The 19,827-nt window shown below is 69.4% G+C and carries 21 protein-coding genes; 6 read left to right on the top strand and 15 right to left on the bottom strand.

Annotation, left to right across the window (positions count from 1 at the left end; translation table 11 throughout):
- Positions 1 to 204 precede the first annotated feature (204 nt).
- The gene (locus AB0N61_RS16265) at positions 205 to 1,449 is read right to left on the bottom strand and encodes an extracellular solute-binding protein (protein ID WP_363365391.1); all 1,245 of its coding nucleotides are present in this window, start codon (positions 1,447 to 1,449) and stop codon (positions 205 to 207) included.
- 290 nt (positions 1,450 to 1,739) lie between these two features.
- Between AB0N61_RS16265 and AB0N61_RS16260 the strand changes: the two genes are divergently transcribed.
- From AB0N61_RS16260 to AB0N61_RS16240, 5 genes are all read left to right on the top strand, one after another.
- Positions 1,740 to 2,636, top strand: coding sequence for a sugar isomerase (locus AB0N61_RS16260; RefSeq protein ID WP_363365390.1), 897 nt, complete (start codon positions 1,740 to 1,742; stop codon positions 2,634 to 2,636).
- Between the two features lie 24 nt (positions 2,637 to 2,660).
- Entirely contained in the window at positions 2,661 to 3,653 is a 993-nt protein-coding gene (locus tag AB0N61_RS16255; protein WP_363365389.1) for an ROK family protein, read from the top strand.
- A complete protein-coding gene (locus tag AB0N61_RS16250) occupies positions 3,650 to 4,591 on the top strand; it encodes a 1-phosphofructokinase family hexose kinase (RefSeq protein WP_363365388.1) in 942 nt (313 codons plus the stop codon). Before AB0N61_RS16255 ends, AB0N61_RS16250 begins: the two co-directional genes overlap by 4 nt.
- Positions 4,588 to 5,442 carry a class II fructose-bisphosphate aldolase gene (locus tag AB0N61_RS16245; protein WP_363365387.1) on the top strand — a complete coding sequence of 285 codons (855 nt, stop codon included), beginning with the start codon at positions 4,588 to 4,590 and terminating at the stop codon, positions 5,440 to 5,442. The genes AB0N61_RS16250 and AB0N61_RS16245 overlap by 4 nt, the downstream gene beginning before the upstream one ends.
- 273 nt (positions 5,443 to 5,715) lie before the next feature.
- Positions 5,716 to 6,492, top strand: coding sequence for a DeoR/GlpR family DNA-binding transcription regulator (locus AB0N61_RS16240; protein WP_363365386.1), 777 nt, complete (start codon positions 5,716 to 5,718; stop codon positions 6,490 to 6,492).
- A 298-nt stretch (positions 6,493 to 6,790) separates the two neighbouring features.
- On the opposite strand, the gene AB0N61_RS16235 is transcribed toward AB0N61_RS16240, so the two are convergent.
- The 4 genes from AB0N61_RS16235 to AB0N61_RS16220 all read right to left on the bottom strand — a co-directional run bounded on the left by AB0N61_RS16235 (position 6,791) and on the right by AB0N61_RS16220 (position 12,249).
- On the bottom strand, positions 6,791 to 9,226 hold the full coding sequence (locus AB0N61_RS16235) for a CHAT domain-containing protein (RefSeq protein WP_363365385.1): 2,436 nt from the start codon (positions 9,224 to 9,226) through the stop codon (positions 6,791 to 6,793).
- Between the two features lie 155 nt (positions 9,227 to 9,381).
- On the bottom strand, positions 9,382 to 10,956 hold the full coding sequence (locus AB0N61_RS16230; RefSeq protein ID WP_363365383.1) for a S8/S53 family peptidase: 1,575 nt from the start codon (positions 10,954 to 10,956) through the stop codon (positions 9,382 to 9,384).
- Between the two features lie 187 nt (positions 10,957 to 11,143).
- Positions 11,144 to 11,626, bottom strand: a complete 483-nt coding sequence (locus AB0N61_RS16225; protein ID WP_363365382.1) for a hypothetical protein — start codon at positions 11,624 to 11,626, stop codon at positions 11,144 to 11,146.
- Positions 11,623 to 12,249, bottom strand: a complete 627-nt coding sequence (locus tag AB0N61_RS16220; RefSeq protein WP_363365381.1) for a sigma-70 family RNA polymerase sigma factor — start codon at positions 12,247 to 12,249, stop codon at positions 11,623 to 11,625. The genes AB0N61_RS16225 and AB0N61_RS16220 overlap by 4 nt, the downstream gene beginning before the upstream one ends.
- Before the next feature lie 91 nt (positions 12,250 to 12,340).
- Here AB0N61_RS16220 and AB0N61_RS16215 point away from each other — a divergent pair, with 91 nt between their 5' ends.
- Positions 12,341 to 12,559, top strand: a complete 219-nt coding sequence (locus tag AB0N61_RS16215) for an SCO4848 family membrane protein (protein WP_167947323.1) — start codon at positions 12,341 to 12,343, stop codon at positions 12,557 to 12,559.
- Between the two features lie 12 nt (positions 12,560 to 12,571).
- Here AB0N61_RS16215 and AB0N61_RS16210 read toward each other — a convergent pair whose 3' ends face one another.
- From AB0N61_RS16210 to AB0N61_RS16165, 10 genes are all read right to left on the bottom strand, one after another.
- Positions 12,572 to 13,030 carry a GyrI-like domain-containing protein gene (locus AB0N61_RS16210; RefSeq protein WP_363365380.1) on the bottom strand — a complete coding sequence of 153 codons (459 nt, stop codon included), beginning with the start codon at positions 13,028 to 13,030 and terminating at the stop codon, positions 12,572 to 12,574.
- A 68-nt stretch (positions 13,031 to 13,098) separates the two neighbouring features.
- The gene (locus AB0N61_RS16205; protein ID WP_363365379.1) at positions 13,099 to 14,235 is read right to left on the bottom strand and encodes an aromatic acid exporter family protein; all 1,137 of its coding nucleotides are present in this window, start codon (positions 14,233 to 14,235) and stop codon (positions 13,099 to 13,101) included.
- A 156-nt stretch (positions 14,236 to 14,391) separates the two neighbouring features.
- Positions 14,392 to 15,078 carry a hypothetical protein gene (locus tag AB0N61_RS16200; protein WP_167947317.1) on the bottom strand — a complete coding sequence of 229 codons (687 nt, stop codon included), beginning with the start codon at positions 15,076 to 15,078 and terminating at the stop codon, positions 14,392 to 14,394.
- Complete coding sequence (locus AB0N61_RS16195) at positions 15,078 to 15,995, bottom strand: ABC transporter ATP-binding protein (RefSeq protein ID WP_167947315.1); 918 nt, start codon at positions 15,993 to 15,995, stop codon at positions 15,078 to 15,080. The genes AB0N61_RS16200 and AB0N61_RS16195 overlap by 1 nt, the downstream gene beginning before the upstream one ends.
- Positions 15,992 to 16,390, bottom strand: coding sequence for a GntR family transcriptional regulator (locus AB0N61_RS16190; protein ID WP_167947313.1), 399 nt, complete (start codon positions 16,388 to 16,390; stop codon positions 15,992 to 15,994). Before AB0N61_RS16190 ends, AB0N61_RS16195 begins: the two co-directional genes overlap by 4 nt.
- Positions 16,391 to 16,709: 319 nt before the next feature.
- Complete coding sequence (locus AB0N61_RS16185; RefSeq protein ID WP_363365378.1) at positions 16,710 to 16,994, bottom strand: WXG100 family type VII secretion target; 285 nt, start codon at positions 16,992 to 16,994, stop codon at positions 16,710 to 16,712.
- Positions 16,994 to 17,491, bottom strand: a complete 498-nt coding sequence (locus AB0N61_RS16180; protein ID WP_363365377.1) for a hypothetical protein — start codon at positions 17,489 to 17,491, stop codon at positions 16,994 to 16,996. Before AB0N61_RS16180 ends, AB0N61_RS16185 begins: the two co-directional genes overlap by 1 nt.
- Positions 17,492 to 17,595: 104 nt before the next feature.
- Entirely contained in the window at positions 17,596 to 18,096 is a 501-nt protein-coding gene (locus AB0N61_RS16175) for a hypothetical protein (RefSeq protein WP_363365376.1), read from the bottom strand.
- The gene (locus AB0N61_RS16170; RefSeq protein ID WP_363365375.1) at positions 18,093 to 19,427 is read right to left on the bottom strand and encodes a putative T7SS-secreted protein; all 1,335 of its coding nucleotides are present in this window, start codon (positions 19,425 to 19,427) and stop codon (positions 18,093 to 18,095) included. Before AB0N61_RS16170 ends, AB0N61_RS16175 begins: the two co-directional genes overlap by 4 nt.
- The gene (locus AB0N61_RS16165; RefSeq protein ID WP_167947299.1) at positions 19,427 to 19,717 is read right to left on the bottom strand and encodes a type VII secretion target; all 291 of its coding nucleotides are present in this window, start codon (positions 19,715 to 19,717) and stop codon (positions 19,427 to 19,429) included. Before AB0N61_RS16165 ends, AB0N61_RS16170 begins: the two co-directional genes overlap by 1 nt.
- Positions 19,718 to 19,827 lie beyond the last annotated feature (110 nt).

Genomic DNA, 19,827 nt, shown 5'->3' with positions numbered 1-19,827 from the left:
TGGTGTTCTTTACGTATCTGGCGCTAACCGGGCCCGGGCGTGGTGCTTTTCGTGGCCCGGGGGGTGCCGGGGCGATCCCCCCGCGGGGCGCCGGGGGGGGGGGGGGCGGCCGGGGGCCCCCCCCGCGAGGTTCGAGGATTCTTTGGTCTGGCTCATGGGAATACCCGAACCTCTCCGTGTGTCGGTGTCAGCGGTCCGCGGGCCTCAGCCCGCGTCGACCTGTGCCTGGATCTCGGTCAGGACATCCTGCGCGGGCTTCGTCTGCAGCTGACCGAACAGCGACTTGAAGGCGCCGTCGGTGGCCGACCACTTCGGGTTCGTCGACGGGTAGAACTGCGCGTCGGGGAGGACCTCGAGGAACGGCGCGAGCGCCTCCTCGCCGGCGAGCTGCTCGGCACCGGACTTGGTGACGGGCAGGAAGCCCTCGGTCTGCACCCACGGCACGTACACGTCGGCCGAGTAGTAGTAGTCGAAGAACTTGGTGATCGCCTCCTGCTTGTCACCGTCGTTCTGGAACGCCATCAGCTGGTCCATGACGCCGAGCGTGAACGGCGAGCCGTCCTTCGTCGGGATCGGGACGATCGAGTAGTCGAGCTCGGGGTTGCCCTCTTCGATCTGGCCGACCGTCGGCGGCAGGCCGACCTGCATGCCGATCTTGCCCTGGATGAAGATGTCCATCAGGGGCGAACGCTGGGTCGAGCCCGGGTCTGCCTGAGTGGCGCCCGCGTCGATCATCTTCTTGATCTGCTCGGCACCGACGAGGTTCTCGGGGGTGTCGATCGTGATCTCGGATGCGTCGCCGAACGAGCCGCCGCCGCCCCACAGCCAGACGGCCGCCTCGGCCTGAGCCTCTTCAGAGCCGAGGGGCATGCCGTAACCGGCCACGCCTCCGCCGAGCGCCGACACCTTGGTCGCCGCGTCGAGCAGCTCGTCCCAGGTCGTCGGAGCCTCGACGCCGGCCTGCTCGAGCAGCGTGTTGTTGACGAACAGCGCGCGGGCCGATGCGATCAGCGGCAGAGCGTAGGCCGTGCCGTCGACCTCGGCGTTCGCGAGGAACGCGTCCTGGAAGTCGGAGTAGGTCTCCTCCGAGACGACATCCTCGACCGGGTAGAGCAGCTCGTCGCCGACGAATCCGGCGAACGGACCGCCGTTGTAGATGTCGGGAGCCTCGCCGGCCTGGATCTTGGTCGAGACGACCTTCTCGAGGTTGTCCCACGACTGCACCTCGAGGTCGACCGTGATGTCGGGGTTCTCCTTCTCGAACCCGTCGATCACGTCTTCCCACAGACCCTTGGTGGCGTCGGAGTAGCTGGGGACGAGGAGGTTGAGCGTCGTCTCGCCCTCGGCGTCTCCGCCGCCTCCTGTCGAGCCGCCGAACCCGCACGAAGCGAGCGTGAGCGTGGCGGTGGCCGCAAGAGCGACAGCACCGAATCGCAGTGACTTCTTCATGTGTATTGCATTCCTCACTGTGTAGGTGGTGCACAGTCGCACGCACAACTCACGCGACGGTGCGTGTGATCGTCTCCCCTGTTGGCGGGACGATCGGTTCAAGCCGGGTCGGCTCGAGGAACCCTCCGTGGACCGGATCTGCGGAGGGGCGGTGGAACTTGTTCGATTATTTGTCAGGAGAATAAACAAATCAAGAGGAACCTTGCAGGATTTCCTGGTATCGAAATACTATGATCGAATCAGCACTTAAACGATCACAAACTTGCAACATCTGGTCCGGAGGGCCCGTCATGACCGAACTTCTGCCCGGCGCACACATGCGCGAAGAACTGAACTCGCAGCCCGAGACCTGGGCTCGCGCGGCCGATCTCCGCGACGCGCAGGCGCTGCTGCCGGCATCCGGAGCCCGCATCGCGGTCGTCGGCTGCGGCACCTCGTGGTTCATGGCACAGTCCTATGCGTTCCTCCGCGAGACGGCAGGGCAGGGCGAGACCGACGCGTTCGCGGCATCCGAGTCGTTCGTCGATCGCGGCTACGACGCCGTCGTCGCGCTGACGCGTTCGGGCACGACGACCGAGGTGCTCGAGCTCGTCGACCGCATCAAGGGCCGCGTCCCCACGATCGGCGTGATCGGCGACGAGACCTCGCCGCTCGTCTCGCTCGTCGACGACGCCGTGCTGCTGCCCTTCGCCGACGAGAAGTCGGTCGTGCAGACCCGCTTCGCGACCACGGCTCTGGCTCTCTTCCGCGCCTCGCTGGGCGAGGACCTCACCGGCGCCATCGACGACGCCGCCGCTGTGCTCGCCGCCGACTATGACGACGAGCTGCGCGACGCCGAGCAGTACTCGTTCCTCGGTCGCGGCTGGACCGTGGGCCTGGCGCACGAGGCGGCGCTGAAGATGCGCGAGTCGTCGCAGTCGTGGACCGAGTCCTACCCGTCGATGGAGTACCGCCACGGACCGATCGCGATCGCCGCCCCCGGCCGGGTCACCTGGCAGTTCGGCGAGGCGCCCGAGGGCCTGGCCGCACAGGTCGAGGCCACCGGAGCCCGATTCGTGCAGCATCCGGTCGACCCGCTCGCCGATCTCGTGCGCCTGCACCGCGTCGCCCTCGACCGGGCGGTCGCCCGTGGGCTCGACCCCGACCAGCCGCGCAACCTCACGCGGTCCGTCATCCTGGATGCATGACCCCACCCACCAGCGGAGCGATCGATGACCAGCACTGAGGATGCCGCGAGCGTCGCCGACGTCGTGAGCGACGCGTCGGGCGAGCGGCTCGCCGCCGCACGCTCGCTCGGTGGCGGCGCACCGGTGCTGGCGTTCGACGTGGGCGGCACCGACATCAAGTCGGCGCTGTTCGACGCCGACGGTACGGCGCTCGGACTCCGGCGCACGCCGACCCCCCTGGTCGACGGCGACCGCACCGAGGTGCTGATCGAGCGCCTGGGCGTGCTGGCCGCCGAGCTGCGGGCCGATCACCCCGACATCGCGCCGCAGGCGGCAGGACTCGTGGTGCCGGGGATCGTCGACGCGGAGGCCGGCCTCGGCGTGTTCGCGAGCAACCTCGGCTGGCGGAACTCGCCGCTGCGCGATCTCGCGTCGGAGAAGCTCGGTCTCCCTGTCGCCTTCGATCACGACGTGCGAGCGGCCAGCTGGGCCGAGCACCGCCTCGGGGGAGCCCGCGCCTACTCGAACTCCGTCGTGCTCGTCATCGGCACCGGCATCGCGGGCGCCCTCCTCGTGGGCGGAGAGCCCTATACGGCCGAGGGCTATGCGGGAGAGATCGGTCATTCCCCGATCGCCGACGGGCCGGTGTGCGCGTGCGGCGCGCGCGGATGCCTCGAGGTCGTCGCCTCTGCGGGGGCCATCGCCCGTCGCTACCGCGAGGCGACCGGCATCAGCCCCGACGGGGCGAAGGATGTGATCGCCCGCGCCGCGGCCGGCGACAGCATCGCCTCCGAGATCTGGAACTCGGCGCTCGACGCCCTCGCGCTCTCACTCGCCCAGCTCACCGCTGTCGTCGCCCCCGAGGCGATCGTCATCGGCGGCGGACTCTCGCGTGCCGGCGGAGCACTCTTCGACGAGCTGCGCTCGCGACTGGCCGAGCGCTTGAGCTTCCACCGCATCCCCGAACTCGTGCCCGCCGAGCTGTCGGGCAATGCCGGCATCCTGGGCGCGGCGCTGCGGGCGAGGGAGCTGGCATGATCCTCACCGTCACCCCGAACCCCGCGCTCGACCTCACCTGGCACGTCGAGCGGCTGACTCTCGGCGACACGCACCGCGCGGATGCCGGAGCCGTGCGCGCCGGCGGCAAAGGCCTCAACGTCGCCAGGGTCGCTCACGCGCACGGCGCCCCGGTGCTGGCCGTGTCCACAGCCGGCGGCCGCAGCGGGGTCGAGCTCGCCGCAGAGCTCGGCGCCAGCGGAGTGCCCCACCGGTTGGTCCCGGTGGTCGGGGCGACACGGCAGAGCGTCGCTCTGGTCGACGAGGCCCTCGGCGACACCACGATCGTGAACGAGCGGGGCGTGAATCCCTCGGATGCCGAGTGGGCCGCGCTGCTCGGCGAGGTCGTCGACGCACTTCCCGCTGCCCGGGTGCTCGTGATCTCGGGCAGCCTGCCGCCCGGGGCGCCGGAGACGCTGCTGCCGCTGCTGATCGGCACCGCGCGGGATGCCGGTGTGCCCGTGATCGTCGACACCTCGGGGCCAGCCCTGCTGCATGCGGCGGATGCCGGCGCGTCGGTGCTCAAGCCCAATGCGGCCGAGCTCATCGAGGCGACCGGCATCAGCGACCCGGTCGACGGCGCACGGTCGCTGATCGAGCGGGGCGTCGACCTCGTGCTGCTGTCGCTCGGCGCCGAGGGCATGCTCGCCGTCACGGCCTCCGAGATGCTGCATGCACGCCTCGATGCCCCGCTGGCAGGAAACCCGACCGGTGCGGGCGATGCCGGGGTGGCCGCGTGCGCGGTGCTCTATGCCGACGGCATCCGTGATCCCGCCGCGATTCTGCGGCGCGCCACCGCATGGTCCGCCGCTGCCGTGCTCATGCCGCTCGCCGGCGAGATCTCCGACGACTGGTCGGCTCTCGAGGAGCGCCTCGTCGTCACCCCCTACGACCCCACCGTTCGAGAGGACCCCTCGTGACCCTGGTCTCCGCCCGAGAACTCGTGACGGATGCCGCTGCGCGCGGCACCGGCATCGGCGCGTTCAACGTGATCCACCTCGAGACCGCCGAGGGGCTCGTGCGCGCCTCGGCTGACGCCGGGCTGCCCGTGATCCTGCAGATCTCGCAGAACTGTGCCGACTACCACGGAGGGCTCGAGCCGATCGCGCTCGCGACGCTCGCTGTCGCCCGGCGCGCGCAGACGCCGGTCGCGGTGCACCTCGATCACGCCGAGCGCCCCGAGCTCGTCGATGAGGCCATCGCCTTGGGCTTCGGCTCGGTCATGTTCGACGGCGGTGCGCTGCCCTACGACGAGAACGTTGCGCTGACCGCCGCCGTCGCCGAGCGCGCGCACGCGGCCGGCGTCTACGTTGAGGGCGAGCTGGGCGAGGTCGGTGGCAAGGACGGCGCCCACGCGCCGGGCGTCCGCACCGACCCCGACGAGGCGCGGGCTTTCGTCGCGGCGACCAGGGTCGACGCGCTCGCCGTCGCGGTGGGGTCGTCGCACGCGATGACCGACCGCACGGCATCCCTCGATCTCGAGCTGATCGCGCGGCTGCGAGACGCCCTCGACGTGCCGCTGGTGCTGCACGGATCGTCCGGCGTCGCGGATGCCGTGATCGCCGACGCGGTGCGCGCGGGGATGACCAAGATCAATGTCTCGACGCACCTCAACGGGTTCTTCACCCGGGCGATCCGTTCCACTCTCGGCGCCGATGACAGGCTGGTGGACTCGCGCAAGTACCTCGCCCCCGCGCGCGAGGCCCTGGCCGGAGAGGCCGCCCGGATGCTGCGCCTCTTCGCCCTCGAGAGCGCCGCGGTCGCGGGGTGACCTCGGCATCCGGCCTGGTGGCCCCGGCATCGGGCTTGGTGGCCTCGGCATCGGGTCTGGTGGCCTCGGCATCGGGTCTGGTGGCCTCGGCATCCGGTCTTCGGTCCCGGTCTGTCTGCACCGCGTCGCAGATTCGCGTCGAGGTCGCGCGGATTCCGGGAATGCCTGCGACCTCGACGCGAATCGACAACGCGGTGCGAATCAGCGACGCGACGCGGATGCACGACACGACCCGGATGCCGGGAGAGTCGGCAAGCCGGGCAGGATGGTGACATGAAGCGCGCCGCCCGTCTGAACGCGATCCTCGACCTGCTGGCCGCTGACGGCGAGGTGAACGTCGATGAGCTCGTCGAGCGCTTCGGGGCCTCGGCCGCCACCACGCGCCGGGATCTCGACTCGCTCGCCGAGCAGCGTCTGCTCACCCGCACCCACGGCGGGGCGGTCGCCCACTCGGTCGCCTACGAGCTGCCGATCCGCTACAAGAGCCACCAGCGCTCGCAGCAGAAGGAGACCATCGCCCAGACCGCCGCCGCCCTCGTCGCGCCGGGCATGGTCGTCGGTCTCTCCGGGGGGACGACGACCACCGCGATCGCCGCAGCGCTCGCCGCCCGAGACGACCTCGCGGCGGGGCCGGGCATCACGGTCGTCACCAACGCCGTGAACATCGCCGCTCAGCTCGCGACCCGACCCGACATCAAGGTCGTCGTGACCGGCGGGGTGATCCACTCGCGCAGCTACGAGCTGGTGGGTCCTTTCGTCGAGCAGCTGCTGCGCGGAGTGCGGCTGGACATCGCCTTCATCGGGGTCAACGGCATGGATGCCGCGGCGGGCGCCACCACGCAGGACGAACGGGAGGCGGCGGTCAACCGCATGATGGCTGAGCGCGCGCGCCGAGCCGTGGTCGTCACCGACAGCAGCAAGATCGGCACGGTGGCGTTCGCGGCCGTCGGCGGTCCGGAGCTGTTCCCCGTTCTCCTGACCGACGACGGCGCGGATGCCGCATCCCTCGCCGCCTTCCGCGATGCCGGCTACGAGGTCCTGACCGCCTGACCCGGCCCGCCCCGCCCCACTCTTTCGAATCGCGCACTTTGCAGATGCGAGCGGCCGAAAACTGCAAAGTGCGCGATTCGAAAGCACCGCGGGCTCCTGGTGGGGATGCCGCGACCCCTCTCGCGACATCCCCGGAGCAGATGGTGTCCTGTCGTTCCCTCACACTCCCCAGTGCACGAGGGTTTCCCCAGTTCGACTGCGCCTCCCTCGCGCTTCGTCTCCGAAGCCCTTTCGCTGGCACCTTCTGGAGATAAGGAGCGGGTCGCCGATGTTCTGATACATCGACTGGAGAAAAGTTTCAGAGGCCGCTTCCGTGGCACTGGAAGGGCGCACTGAGGCCGGTGGAGTCGGATGCCGCCGCCAGAGCGACCGCGGGTCGGGCGCCGGCCGCCAGCTCGGTGTGCACGGCCCCGAGCAACTCGCAGGCGACGTCGTCGGCCACCACAACCGGGGCGGCGATCACGCAACCGGTGCCGGCATGCAGCCAGACCCGCGTCATGCCCAGTGCCTCTTCGCCCCAGCGCACCGACGAGCGGCCCAGCTCGCACGCCGAGAGCACCACGGTCTCGGGCGCGCGCGAGATCAGATCGACGTCGTAACCGAACAGGGTGCCGTCGACCAGCTCGAACCCCGAGAACAGCGGGTTGTCGACCGCGTGACGACCGTGGGCGGCGATGTGCAGCACGTCGACCTGCTCGGCCAGCTCGGTGACGGCGGAGACCTTCGCGCGACCTCCGGTCAGCATCCGCGCGTCGCCCCATGCCTCGGCAGCCCGTCGCACCTCTTCCTCGGCCCGAGCGACACGGGGACCGGTCGCGAAACCCGCCGACGACGCACTCCTCGGCGCCGGACGGGAGCCTGTGTCGCCGAGCAGGCGCGACACCGAGGTCGCGATCGTGAACGGCGTTCCGCGCATTCCGGGAAGCATCGCCCAGGGGATGCCGCCCAGGATGCCGGGCACGGTGAGCGCGAGTCGGGCCGCCCCGCCCGTTGCAGCGCGTGCCGGTGCGAGGAGGGCCTCGTCGAGCCGGCGAAGCCTCTCGTCGAGTGACCGCTGCACGACGGGGGCCATCAGGCCACCCCGGGTGAGGGCTGCCACGTCGAGATCGGCGCGGAGTCCGTCGAGTGTGGCCTCGATGCGCGGCAGCGACAGCTCGACGATCGACGAGTCGGATGCCGTCACGACCACGCACAGCAGCTCGTCGCGGGTGAACACGTAGGCGAGGATCGCCGTGTCGTCGTCGAGCCGACGTCGGGTCTCGGACAGGCCCAATCGCTCGCGGCTGCCCCGGACTCCGGTCGACGACCACTGCCGATCGCGCACCCGATCGCGCAGCTCGCGCACCCGGGTGTCGGTCGTCCAGTCCGATCCCGCGAGGTCGGCGCGCAGCATCCGCAGCTCTGCCAGGTCGGCCGACAGCTCGGCGTCGTGGGGCGGGCGCACGGGAGCCACCTGCTGGCTCAGGTGCCTGGCGCGCTCGGACCACTCGAACAGCACCTCGGGATCGCGCGACCGCGCAGCCGCGCCGAGCCCGGCGAACATCAGCTCGGTGCCGTGCATCGCCACCGACGCCTGCAGGTCGAGCGCGCCGAAGGACTGCTGCCAGGCCGTGAGCAGGTCGAGGCCCTGCGCGGCCGCCCGGCGGGCCTCGGCATCCCTGCCCCTGGCCACTGCGCGCAAGGCCCGCACCTCATGTGCGCGGAGCCGCAGCGGGGTCGGGGCCTCGGGGGTGAGCCGAGGCAGGCGACCTCCGTCTGCCAGACGAGCGGTGAGTGACACGGCGGCGGCTTCGGTGCGGAACCCTCCTCGTGTCAGCGCGTCGACCGTGCGCGAGAAGTCGGCGGGCGTCGGCGGTTTCCCGGGCCGTGTTCTCACCCGGGCTTCCAGCCGCACCGCGTCGGCGCGAGCGGCCCAGCTCTCGCTTCCCAACGCGAGGAAACGACGGGATGCCGTCGCGGCGGCACGCTCGGCACCTGTGGCGTCGTGACGCAGCAGCGACCGGGCGAGATGGAACTCGGCTTCGCCTCGGGCCTGCCGCATCCGCTGTGCTCCGAACCGCGCCGCGACCGCGCCGAGCAGCGCTTCGGCCTCTGTGGTGAGGCCGGCGTCGCGCAGCACCTCCGCCCGGTCGAGGTCGCTGATCGCTGCGGCGAGGTCGCTCGTGGCGGCGAGTATCGGCCGCGAGCGGGTCATCAGCCCGAGGGCCGTGACGAGGTCGCCCCCGAGCAGGGCGGCGTAGCCGAGATTGTGGCGGGCTTCGGCGAGCGGCTCCTCGGCTCCGTGGGCGTCGTAGACGGCGATGGCCCGCTGGAGATCGGCCGAGCAGTCGTCGAGTCGGTGCCTCTGCATGCTGACGATCGAGCGGCTCATCAGACAGTTCGCGCTCTCGATCGAGCCTTCGTCGAGGCCGTCTATCGCCCTGGTGAGAAACAGGTGGGCCTCGTCGAGTCTGCCGTTGTGCATGAGCAGCGTGCCCAGCTGCCCGTTCGCGAGGGCGACTGTCTCGTCGCTGAGTCCCGGTCGTGACAGCGCCTTGCGCGACAGCTTCTCAGCCTCGGCCGGCTCACCCGTCTGGGCGAGGACGTAGGCCATGGTTCCGTCGATGCGGGCGCGCAGATCGGCGTCGTCCGTGCGCGCCGACGCAGCCGTCAGCGCACGCCGCGCCTGCGCGAACCGCCGGGAGTTGGCTGCGTCGACGCCGCGCTGATGCAGCTCGAGAGCAGACAGGGGCATTGCACCAGAATGCCGGTATGTCCGATCTCAGGGAAGGTGTGTGGCAGCATCCGCCCTTCCGGTGCCACGCGGATGGCTGGTCGGCGCCCGGATGGCTGACGACCCGGCGGTGGATCTTCAGCCAAACGGGCATCCTCCAGGCATCCGGCCCGCGGCTACCCCTTCGTCACGGGCGAGGGCAGGGTCTTGAGCACGGCCGCGACGGCCTTGGCCGCGGCATCCGCAGTGACACCCTGCAGCGGCACCGAACCCAACTGTGCGGCGACGCGCCCTGCGACGTAGGGAGCCGCGAACGACGTTCCGCTCCAGATCGAGAAGCCGCCGCGGTAGTCGTCGGGGTCGATCGTCTCGCGTCGCAGTCCGTCGACATCTGCCCTGGTCGTCGCCTGCTCGCCTCCGACGAACGCCGGTGACGTGCTCACCACGGCCGCGCCGGGCGCGTAGACCTGCACCCACGGGCCCACGTTCGAGAACAGGGCGACCGAGCGGGCCGACGGATTGAGTGCTCCGACCGATACATGCGGAGCATCCTTGTCCTGGGGGATGCCGTTGTCGGCGCCGGGCCAGGGCCAGAGGGATGCCGGGAACGACGGCCGATCGATCGCGTCGTTGCCCGCCGAGCAGACGACCACACATCCGAGCTTCCTCGCCGTGGTGAGCAGGGCGTTGAGGGTCAGGCTGAACTGACCGTCGACCGGGGTCTCGTGGTAGTACCCGAGCGACAGGTTGAGCACGTCTATCGGATGCCCTGTCGAGGGGTCTTCACGGTGTCGCCGCAGCAGTTCGACGACCTGCGCGACCGTCGTCAGGAACGTGCTCTCATCGATCACGCCGAGCGCGCCGGCCATTCGGATCGACAGGATGTCGGCATCCGGCGCCGTCTGTCGGATGATGCCGGCGATGAACGTGCCGTGCCCGGCTACGGCGTCGATCTCTCCGTCGAGCTGCCCGTACAGGTCGGGGTAGCGCTCCGGATCCGCGTCATCGGTCAGTCCGACCGGCTTGCCGTCGATCTCCATGTGCCGCGTGACGATGTCATCCGGCAGCCACTCGTGCACGCCGCACCCCGTGTCGAGCACGGCCACCACGGGGCGACGGCCGCGTCTCGGGGGTGCGCTGCGCCGCGGTGCGGGTCCGACCCAGGTGACCGGCTGACGCGCGCCGCGCCCGGGTTCGAGGTAGTCGTCGCTGCCGCCGGCCCCTCCGCCCGCTCCGCGCACCGGGTTGGTGCGGCTGAAAGGGTTGGTGCGGCTGAAGGGATTCGTGCGGCTGAACGGGTTGAGTCCCACCGGGTCGATCGAGAGCACGTGCTCGAGGCTGGTCCTCGGCATCGGCGTGCCGGAGCTGCGGCGCGCGCGCTGCAGGACGCGCCAGGCGTCGGGTGGAACGGGGGACTCCCCGCGGGTCGGCTCGTCGGGGGTGGTCAGGCGGGCGCGGAGGAAGCCCGGAACACCGGGAACCAGCGGATCGGCGGCGCGCACGGCATCCGGCGATTCGATCTCGAGCAACCAGCCGAAAGAGCCGGCCGCCTCCCGCAGCTCGCGGATCTCCTCGTCGTACTCCTCCTCCCCGTTCTCCTGATCCTGGGTGATCAGCAGCCGGTCCTGCAGATACGCCGTGGGAAACGCCCGGACGCCGCCGACCGGTTCGACAGACGGATCCAGCGCCGTCCCCCGTCTGATCGACCCCTCGGCTCGGTCCTGCCAGCTCCACCCCTTGGGCTGTTCCATCGTCGATCCTCTCCTCGCGGGCAGGCCCGCGTCCTCTGCGGGATGTCCCCGCGCCCTGTGCGGGAACTCCCGCGATGTATGCGGGTAGGCCCGCGTCCGGTGAGAGAGGTCCTGCGAGGTGCGGGAATCGCCCAGCGGTGGTGTGCACGGGTCGCCCCGTCGTTCACGCGGGTCGCCCCGCGGTGGATCACAGCTCGAACTGCGGAGTCGACAGCGTGCGCTCCTGGTCACCGACCATGGTGCTGAGACGCACGAGGGTCAGCCCGTCGGGCACGTCGTCGAACACGAAGCGACCGGTGTCGTTCGCCGTCGTCGTGCGGACGCTCTCGCCCTGAGCCAGCTCGATCTCGCCCGAGATCGAGTCGACCCACCCGTCGACGCGGTGCGCGCCGCCCGCTGTGCGAGTGACGTGCAACAGGATGCTGGTGGTGCCGTCGCTGAACTGCAGGGTGAGCGCATCGGCGTCGCCGCGCACCGCGCCGAGCGGTTCCTCGACGAGGGTGAGCAGCGCGTACTCCTCCGACAGCCCCTCGGCTGCGACGGCAGCGATCATGCGGTCGATGAGGGCGGCCGGCATCGGGTCGACGTCGCGCCAGAGCGAACGCAGCTGCGCGAACAGCTCGGCGTCCTCGTGGTGGTCGCCGCGGTCGGCGCGGTCGTTCTCGCTCATGAGCTGCCCTCCGTTCTGGGTGTCGGCGCGTCGAGCAGGTCGCGCAGCTTGGCGAGGCAGCGCTGGCGGGTGGGGCCGATGCTGCCGACGGGCATCGCGAGGTCGGCGGCGAGGCGGGCATAGTCCGGTCGATCCTCGAAGGCGATCACTCGCAGCAGGCGCTGGCACCGGTCGGCGAGACGATGGACTGCTGCCCACAGGCGGCGCTTCTCGTCTCCGACGGTGGCGTGATGCTCCGCCGACTCCTGCTCGGGAAGCAGTGCGTCCAGAGCATCCGATTCAGTCGGGTCGACCCTGTTGTGGGCCTTTCCGACCCGCCAGGCCTCGCGGCGCGCGGTGGTGGTCAGCCAGGCCGACACGGCTTTCGGATCGCTGATCGAGCGGTGTCCGCGCACGAGCTGCAGCCACGTCGTCTGGATGACGTCTTCGGCCAGCGTGCGGTCGAGCCCGTAGGCGCGCACGACATGCCAGAGCACAGGCGTCATCAGCCGCACGAGGTCGTCCATCGCGCGGCTCTCGCCGTCCCGCCATGCGTCGAAGAACTCGGCGGCCCGCACCCAGCGTGCCGCTCCGTCGTCCGGTGCAGGATCGAGGGCGGCGCCGTCGCGTGCGCCGTCGACCATGAGTCCTATTGTGATCACACCAGTCAGGAGCGCGGCAAGAGCCTGCTGATACATGGACTCGGTGTGTTTTTCGGAACGCTAGCGTGGAGGGGTGATCGCCCTCGCCGTCGTGCTCTTCCTGAACGCCGCCTTCAACGTGCTGGTGTGGCCCCGTTTCTACAAGCGCGTCGCGACCGACCCGCGGGCACGGGATGCGGACGGCAGGGCCACGACGTTCCTGAAGGTGCACGCCGTGCTGATCGCGATCGCCCTGGTGCTCGCGCTCGTCTCCGTGCTCGCCGGCGTCGCGGCGCTCACGGGCGCTCTCTGACGATCGTGCGTGTCAGGCGCGGACGACCGGCTGCTGCAGCTCGGTGACCCAGTCGGCCTGATCGTCGGACTCCGACTCGAGGTAGACCTCGCGGCACGCGCCCTGCGCCGTCGCCCCCTGGGCGGCGATCGCCTGGTGCACCGCATGCCAGCTGTCATCGATCGTCGACATGGCGCCGAGGTGCGTGGCTGTGAACGCCGATTCGACGGCGGGCAGCTCGACGATGACGAGGCCGTCGACGGCGGGGCCGTCATAGGTGAAGCCGACCGTGATGCGCACGCCGTGCTTGTTCATGTCGTACTCGGCGATCGGGAGTCCCGGCTCTCCGCCCGAGGCGACGATCGCATCGGCGACCTGATCGAACAGCGGACCCACGACCCCTGCGACCTCGGGTTGCGTGGCGACGGTCTGGGTCAGTGCCGCGAGGCGGACATACGGGAGCGGCTTCTCGGTGATCTGCTCGGCGGACATCGTCGTCTCCTCAGGTCGTGGGTGCGTGCCGCCGATCCTACGCAGGGGCGCCGACATGGGCCAGAGCCTCATCCGTCGGCGTCGGCGTCGGCGTCGGCGTCGTCTTCGTCCTCGCGATGGCCGCTGAGGATCAGGATGCGACGCAGGTGCATGGCCGCGAGCACGCCGGGGCCCATGGAGCGGTGCGCGTCGATCGTGCGGTCGTCGACCGCCTCGAGCAGCAGGCGGATGGCGCGCGCGGCCTCACCCCTGACGCGATGATCCTCGGAGGTCAGTGGATCCCGCTGCGCGATGATCTCGGCGACGGCGTGGCACGCGTCCGACAACGGCGCGGGCAGTGCGGGGTCAAGCACCAGGGCCCCTGGGCGGTCCCAGATCGTGTCGGCGATCTCGTCGGAGATGTCTCGGATCAGGTGAGCGATCCTGTCGAGACGGGCGAGCTCGGCGTGGATGTGCGTGGTCTCGCCACGGCGTCCGAGTGCTCGTGGGTTGCCGCGCCTGCTGTCGTCGGCCTCCGACAGTGCCGTGCGCAGCTCCGACGTCGTGTCGGCGAGAGAGGCCGCATCGTCGGCCCACTGCTGATGCTCGGGCGGCCACGATTCCGCCACCGCTGAGCCGATGTCGTGCAGGTGGTCGCTCAACTGCGTGCGGAAGGCATCGACCTTGGCCGCGGCCGCGAGGGTGAGAGGAGCAGGCGCGATCACCAGGTTCACGAGCAGCCCGACGACGACGCCGACGGCCGTCTGCACCAGGTAGCCGATCGAGTAGTCATCGGCGTTCTGGCCGCCGATGATCAGCACGAACAGCGCGGCCATGGGCACGTACTCCCGGCCGACGCCGAACCAGCCGGTTCCCGAGACCAGCACGCCGACGCCCACGACGGCAGGGATCGTCCACCACGTCGGGCCGACGGTGAGCACCACGATCGCGGCGAGTCCGATTCCGGTCGCCAGCCCGAGCAGCGTCTGCAACCCCGACCGCACCGACCCCATCAGCGTGGGGTACATGCTCACGAGCGCGCCGAGCGGCGCGTAATACGGGTATTCGTCGGTGACTCCCGGCATGTGCGGGGCGATGAGCCAGGCGAGTCCCACCGCGAGCGCGGTCTTCGCGACGAGCAGCAGTCGTGCGGGGTCGACCGCCTCGCGCAGCGAGCGCACGATGCCGGGGCGGCGCGCGCGCACTCGTGATCTGATGTTCGTCACGGCATCCTCTCGTCATCCTCCCCGAGGGAAGACGCTAGCGGCCCGGCATCCGTCCTCGCACCGGGTTGCGTGCGGCGATGAGGGCGGGTAACGGGCAGACACGACGACGCCGGCCGCCCCGTGGGGAGCGACCGGCGTCGTCGTGGTGCGGACGGATCAGGGAATGGCTCTGCGGAAGGCGAGGAACGAGACGCCGGCGAGCACGACGGTCGCGACGAGACCCCACGCCGCGAGTCCGAGGGCTCCGGCATCGAGGATGCCGGTCCACACGTGAACCCACAGGTCGAGGCGCGTGGCGAGGAACGCGAGCCCGACGAGGATCAGCGCGAGGCCCACACCGACGATGGTCAGCACCGTCGGTCCCCAGCTCTTGTAGATGGTCGCGCCGGTGAAGCCGACGACGAACAGGAAGAGCGCCAGCGTGAAGTAGATGATGAACGCACCGAGCGGCCCCGCCTCCCACAGCCACGGCAGGTAGAACACGTAGCCGTTCACGCCGTAGCCGTTCGTCAGCGTCTCGATCGCGCCGCCGATCAGGAACAGCACGCCCATGAACGCGCTGCCGAGGATCGCCGTGAGCAGCGTGCCGAAGAAGAAGTCCCGACGGGTGATGCTCATCGCCTGCGAGAACGGGAAGGTCAGCGTCATCGCCGAGATGCCGATCGCGAAGAAGTACCAGAGCGGCGCCTGGCCGCCACCGCCGTATTTCGGGGTGTCGACGGGGATCATCGCGTAGATGAGCACGGAGAGCACGACCGCGGAGCCGAGGATGATCAGCGGCACCCAGATGAACGTCTGACGGTTGATCAGCTGCAGTCGGATGACGTTGAGTGTGCGTCGCATCAGCGGACCTCCTCTTTCACATCGGAACCTCTCGTGGCGGAATCGGTCTCTGCCCGCTGCGTGAGACGGACGATCAGCTGCTGCAGCGACACCGGAGCGAGATCGAGTCCGGATGCCGTGACCTCGGCGCGCTCTGCGGCCGACAGCGCCCCGAGGACGGTGACGGATGCCACGCGGCCGAGCGCCTCGCGGTGCAGGACCTCGCGGTCGGACGCCCACGCGTCGACCTTGGTCGCATCGCCGACCACGGTGACGGCGCGGTCGCGCACGGCATCCGTGTCTTCGTTGAGCAGGATCTTGCCGTTGTCGATCACGATGACCTTCTCGATGAGGTTCGAGACCTCGTCGATCAGGTGCGACGAGAGGACGATCGTGCGCGGGTGCTCGGCGTAGTCCTCGAGCAGGCGGTCGTAGAAGATCTGCCTGGCGACCGCGTCGAGGCCCAGATACGGCTCGTCGAAGAACGTCAGCTCGGCACGCGAGGCGAGCCCGATGATGACCCCGACCGCCGAGAGCTGGCCGCGGGAGAGCTTCTTGATGGTCTGCTTCATCGGCAGCTGGAACTGTTCGATGAGCTCGTCGGCGAGTTCCTGGTTCCAGTTGTGGAAGAACAGGCTCGCCGCCTTGAACGCATGACGAGGGTAGGCGTCATCCGGATACTTCTGGCTCTCGCGCACGAAGCAGATCCGGTTGAGGACGTGCGTGTTCTCGTAGGGGTGCTCGCCGAAGACCCGCACGGTGCCGGACGACTCGAAGTTCTGCGCGGTCAGGATCGACATGAGCGTGGTCTTGCCTGCCCCGTTGCGGCCGAGCAGGCCGTAGATCGCGCCGCCCTCGAGGCTGAGCGACACGTCGTCGAGCGCGTTCTTCTCCTTGTAGTGCTTGGTGAGGTTCTGGACCTCGATGACGGCGGTCATGCGGGGGTCTTCCCTTCTGTGTTGTCTGTCTTGTGCGTCTGAGCCGCGCGTTCGCGGAGCAGCGCGGCGAGGTCGTCGGCGCCGAGCCCCAGCGTGCGGGCCTCGGCGATGAGCGGGTCGATGTAGCGGTCGGCGAACGCGGCACGACGCTCGCCGAGAAGCAGATCCTTGGCCCCGGCGGCGACGAACATGCCGATGCCGCGGCGCTTGTAGAGCACTCCCTTGTCGGTCAGCATGGCGACTCCCTTCGCCGCAGTCGCGGGGTTGATCCGGTAGAAGCCCGCGAGCTCGTTCGTCGAGGGCGCCTGCGACTCCTCCTCGAGCGAGCCGTCGAGGATCGAGTCCTCGATCTGCTCGGCGATCTGGAGGAAGAGCGGCTTGCCTTCTTCGATCACGAGTCCTCCGGCTTGGTTGATGGGTTAGTTACTAGAGTAGGTAACCACCGAACCTTGATTGTGTCAACCGGGGAATCAGGGGACGGGGTTCTGGCGTGCATGCGTGGGTGTGGCGTGCGGGGCCAGTTAGGCATCACGGACGCGTGCGGGGCCAGTTAGGCATCACGGACGCGTGCGGGGCCAGTAAAGCGCCTCACAGGGGTGTTTCCGGTGCGAAAGTGGCCCCGCCTGGCGGGAGGGGTGCGTAAGTGGCCCCGCACCCGGGTTCGCGCGGGCAGCGCGAGCGGTGCCGCAGCGATTGGTCGGAATGCGCGGCGGCTCAGCTCCAGAGGGCGGCGACCTGCGCCTCGGCGTCTCTCGTGCGGGCTTGGGCGCGAGCGGCGGCGGTCGCGGCACTGACGAGGGCGGCCTGCATGTCAGCAGCGCACGCGGTCCATTCGCGCTGGGCGCGGGCGTATGCCTCGTCGGCTTGACCGGTCCACAGACCATGAAGCTCCGAGACCTCGCGCTCGAGGCCGTCGAGGAGGTCGCGGATGCGCTGAGCGGTGTCAGCGAGGCTTGCGATCGATTCGGCGAGCGGTTCGTGCTCGACGCGGATGCGCATCAGTCGGCGCCTTCGTCGGACGCAGCCGTCAACCAGCTGAGGTCGAGTTCGCGGAGCTGATAGGGCTGTGGGACCTGGTCGGTGAGGAAGTAGGCGTAGAACACGACAGCTGCTTCGTCGGCGGTGAACACCTCGTGCGGGTAGACGGTGACGCTGTGGCGTCCGTCGTCGTAGTAGATGACCTCGGTCGGCTCACCGGATTGGTCGCCGGGCCTTCCGACGGCGTATTGGTGCGCGGTGCCATCGGGGTCGAGGTAGCGAACCCCGATGGCGCACGCATCGGCGGTGCCGACACACTGCATGTACTCGTCACTGAACGGGATGCTGTCCAGCAGGTCAGCCCCCTCCGGTGCGCGCCAGAGGCTCCACGCCCAGAACGACATCCCATTCATCCGGTTCAGCACGAACTGAATCTCTTCTGGGTAGGGGCGAAGGTCATCGAGGAACGCGCCTCGGGTGCGGCCGTTCATCTGATCGATATGCGTGGGTTTCGTCATTCCACTTCCGTCAGAATCATGCGGTGAGTGATCTCTTCCCCAGGTGACCGTGATCGACCGCGCGATCGATTCGGCCATCGGTTCGTGGTCGACGCGGATGCGCATCAGTCGGCGCCTGTCTCGGGCGCGGCCGTCAGCCAGCTGAGGTCGAGTTCGCGGAGCTGATAGGGCTGTGAGACCTGGTCGGTCAGGAAGTAGGTGTAGAACACGACGGCTGCTTCGTCGGCGGTGAAGACCTCGTGCGGGTAGACCGTGGTCGAGTGGCGGCCTTCGTCGAAGAGGATGACCTCGGTCGGCTCGCCGGTCGTTTCTCCGCCGGGCTTGCCGATCGCGTACTGGTGGGCGGTGCCGTCGGGGTCGAGGCGACGCACTTCGAGAGCCAGCGCATCCGCGGTTCCCGCGCACTGCATGTACTCGTCACTGAACGGGATGCTGTCCAGCAGGTCAGCCCCCTCCGGTGCGCGCCAGAGGCTCCAAGCCCAAGTCGACGACCCGTTCATCTGGTTCAAGGAGAACCTAATCTGGTCCGGATACGGGCGGACGTAGTCGACGAGTGCGCCGCGAACGGAGCCGTTGATCTGCCGTATGTGGGTGGGCTGATTCATTTCACCCTCTCCAGGTGCACTCTAGTGATCTCAATCTGCTTACCGTTGTACATGGCGATGGCAGGACGTTCGGGACTGACAGTGTTATCGAACCCTCTCTGGGCTGCGTCGCGGACCCCGTTGCCTCCCTTGACCTCGATGCCGGTATACGTGCCATCAGGATTTTCGAAGAAACCGTCGTAGTACCTGATCTGATCCGCGGTCGCGTCCGGCTTGTGGTGATAGCCCTCGATGCTCGCACGTACCTTGTCGCGAATGACGTCCGGTCCGATATCTCTCGCGACCTGATCAAGCCCGATCTTCTCCGTGTCGACCCAGGGGCGTTGCCCGTCGCCGTTCCAGTGACCGAGAACGTTACGGCCCCCGTGTTCGGGGTGCGGCGGCGGGCGCTCCGCGACGCGGACCGCATCATCGCCCGTGGCCTCGTTCATCCAGCGGCTGCCGGCATGACCGGCGGCGGCGAGTCCGGCGCCCGCGACACCGACGCCGGCCCAGGCGAGTCCACCGCCGGGTGCCGCACCGACCCCCGTGAGTGCGAGGGCGCCCCCGCCGCCGATCATCGCGCCCCCGCCGCCGATCATCGCGCCGCCGCCGACGATGAGTGCGGCCCCGCCGAGGAGCTCGAGAAGGATGTCGGGATGGTTGATGAGCGCATTGCCCATCGAGGCGATGAAGTTCAACTGCTCGATGGCCGGGTTGAGCACGGCGGTCTCGAACAGGATCGAGCCGACCGCTCCCGCGACCGCCCGGTTCTTGGTGCTCTCCGCCTGCTTCGGAGTCTCCAGCGGCGCCGCATCCGCCGCGGCATGAATCGCGGTCGCGGCCTCGACGGCATACCGATCCAGCACACCGCGCGCGTTCGTCAGGACGTCTACCGCTTGTGCGCGCAGATCCGCCCCACCGTCGACGAACGGGACATCGAGCTCGACGTGCCTCACGCCGAGATCTCGTTCGAGCTCGCGTACCTTCGCCCGGTGCGCCTGGCGCGCGGCGATGGTGGCCGCCTCGGCCTGCTCCCACAGGTCGATCGCCCGCGCTGCCTCGTCCTGCGCCCATCGCAGGGCGTCCCCGTACGCCGACAGTGCGGCGGCGCCGTTCATCAGGTGCTCGCCGCACCTCTGCCACGACGAGCGCACGTACTCCGCCCGCTCGAGGTACTTCTCGTACGGATACCCGGCCCAGGCGGAGTCGACCTCGAGAGAGCACAGGCCGTCTCGCAGAGCGGTGCATGCCTCCGACCTGGACCGCCATGCCGACGCGACCGTATGCGCGGCGGCATACGACCCCGGAATCAAAGCGACCGGGTCTGTCGTCATGCCGAGCTCGGACATCAGTAGTCGCTCTCGGCCCAGATCATCTGGTCGAGCTCGCTGCGCGAGGCGTCGTCGCCCCGGTCGAAGACCTCGGCCGTCTCGCCGAGGTTCTCCGCGAACATGTCGACGTCAGCGAGGCGCCGCCCGAGTGCCGTCGTCCAGGTGTCGCCGAAGCGCGTCACCGCCGCGTCGACAGCATCCGCCCCCAAGCCGGAGGAGTGCGCGACCACCGCCGACCCGAAGTCGCCCCGCACGGTCGTGGCCTTCTTCGCCCACGTCCGCAGGTCGTCTGTGTCGACGTCTGTCATCGCACCCCCCGGCTACGAATGACAACGATACGTCCTCATATGAGGTGCATCCGGATACTCGGAGCTATATGCCGGTACTCATCGGGTGCCGCGATTCAGCGGTGGTCAAT

The sequence above is a fragment of the Microbacterium sp. NPDC089320 genome, from assembly GCF_040684875.1.
GTDB lineage: Bacteria > Actinomycetota > Actinomycetes > Actinomycetales > Microbacteriaceae > Microbacterium.
This window is presented reverse-complemented; position numbering and strand designations above follow the sequence as displayed.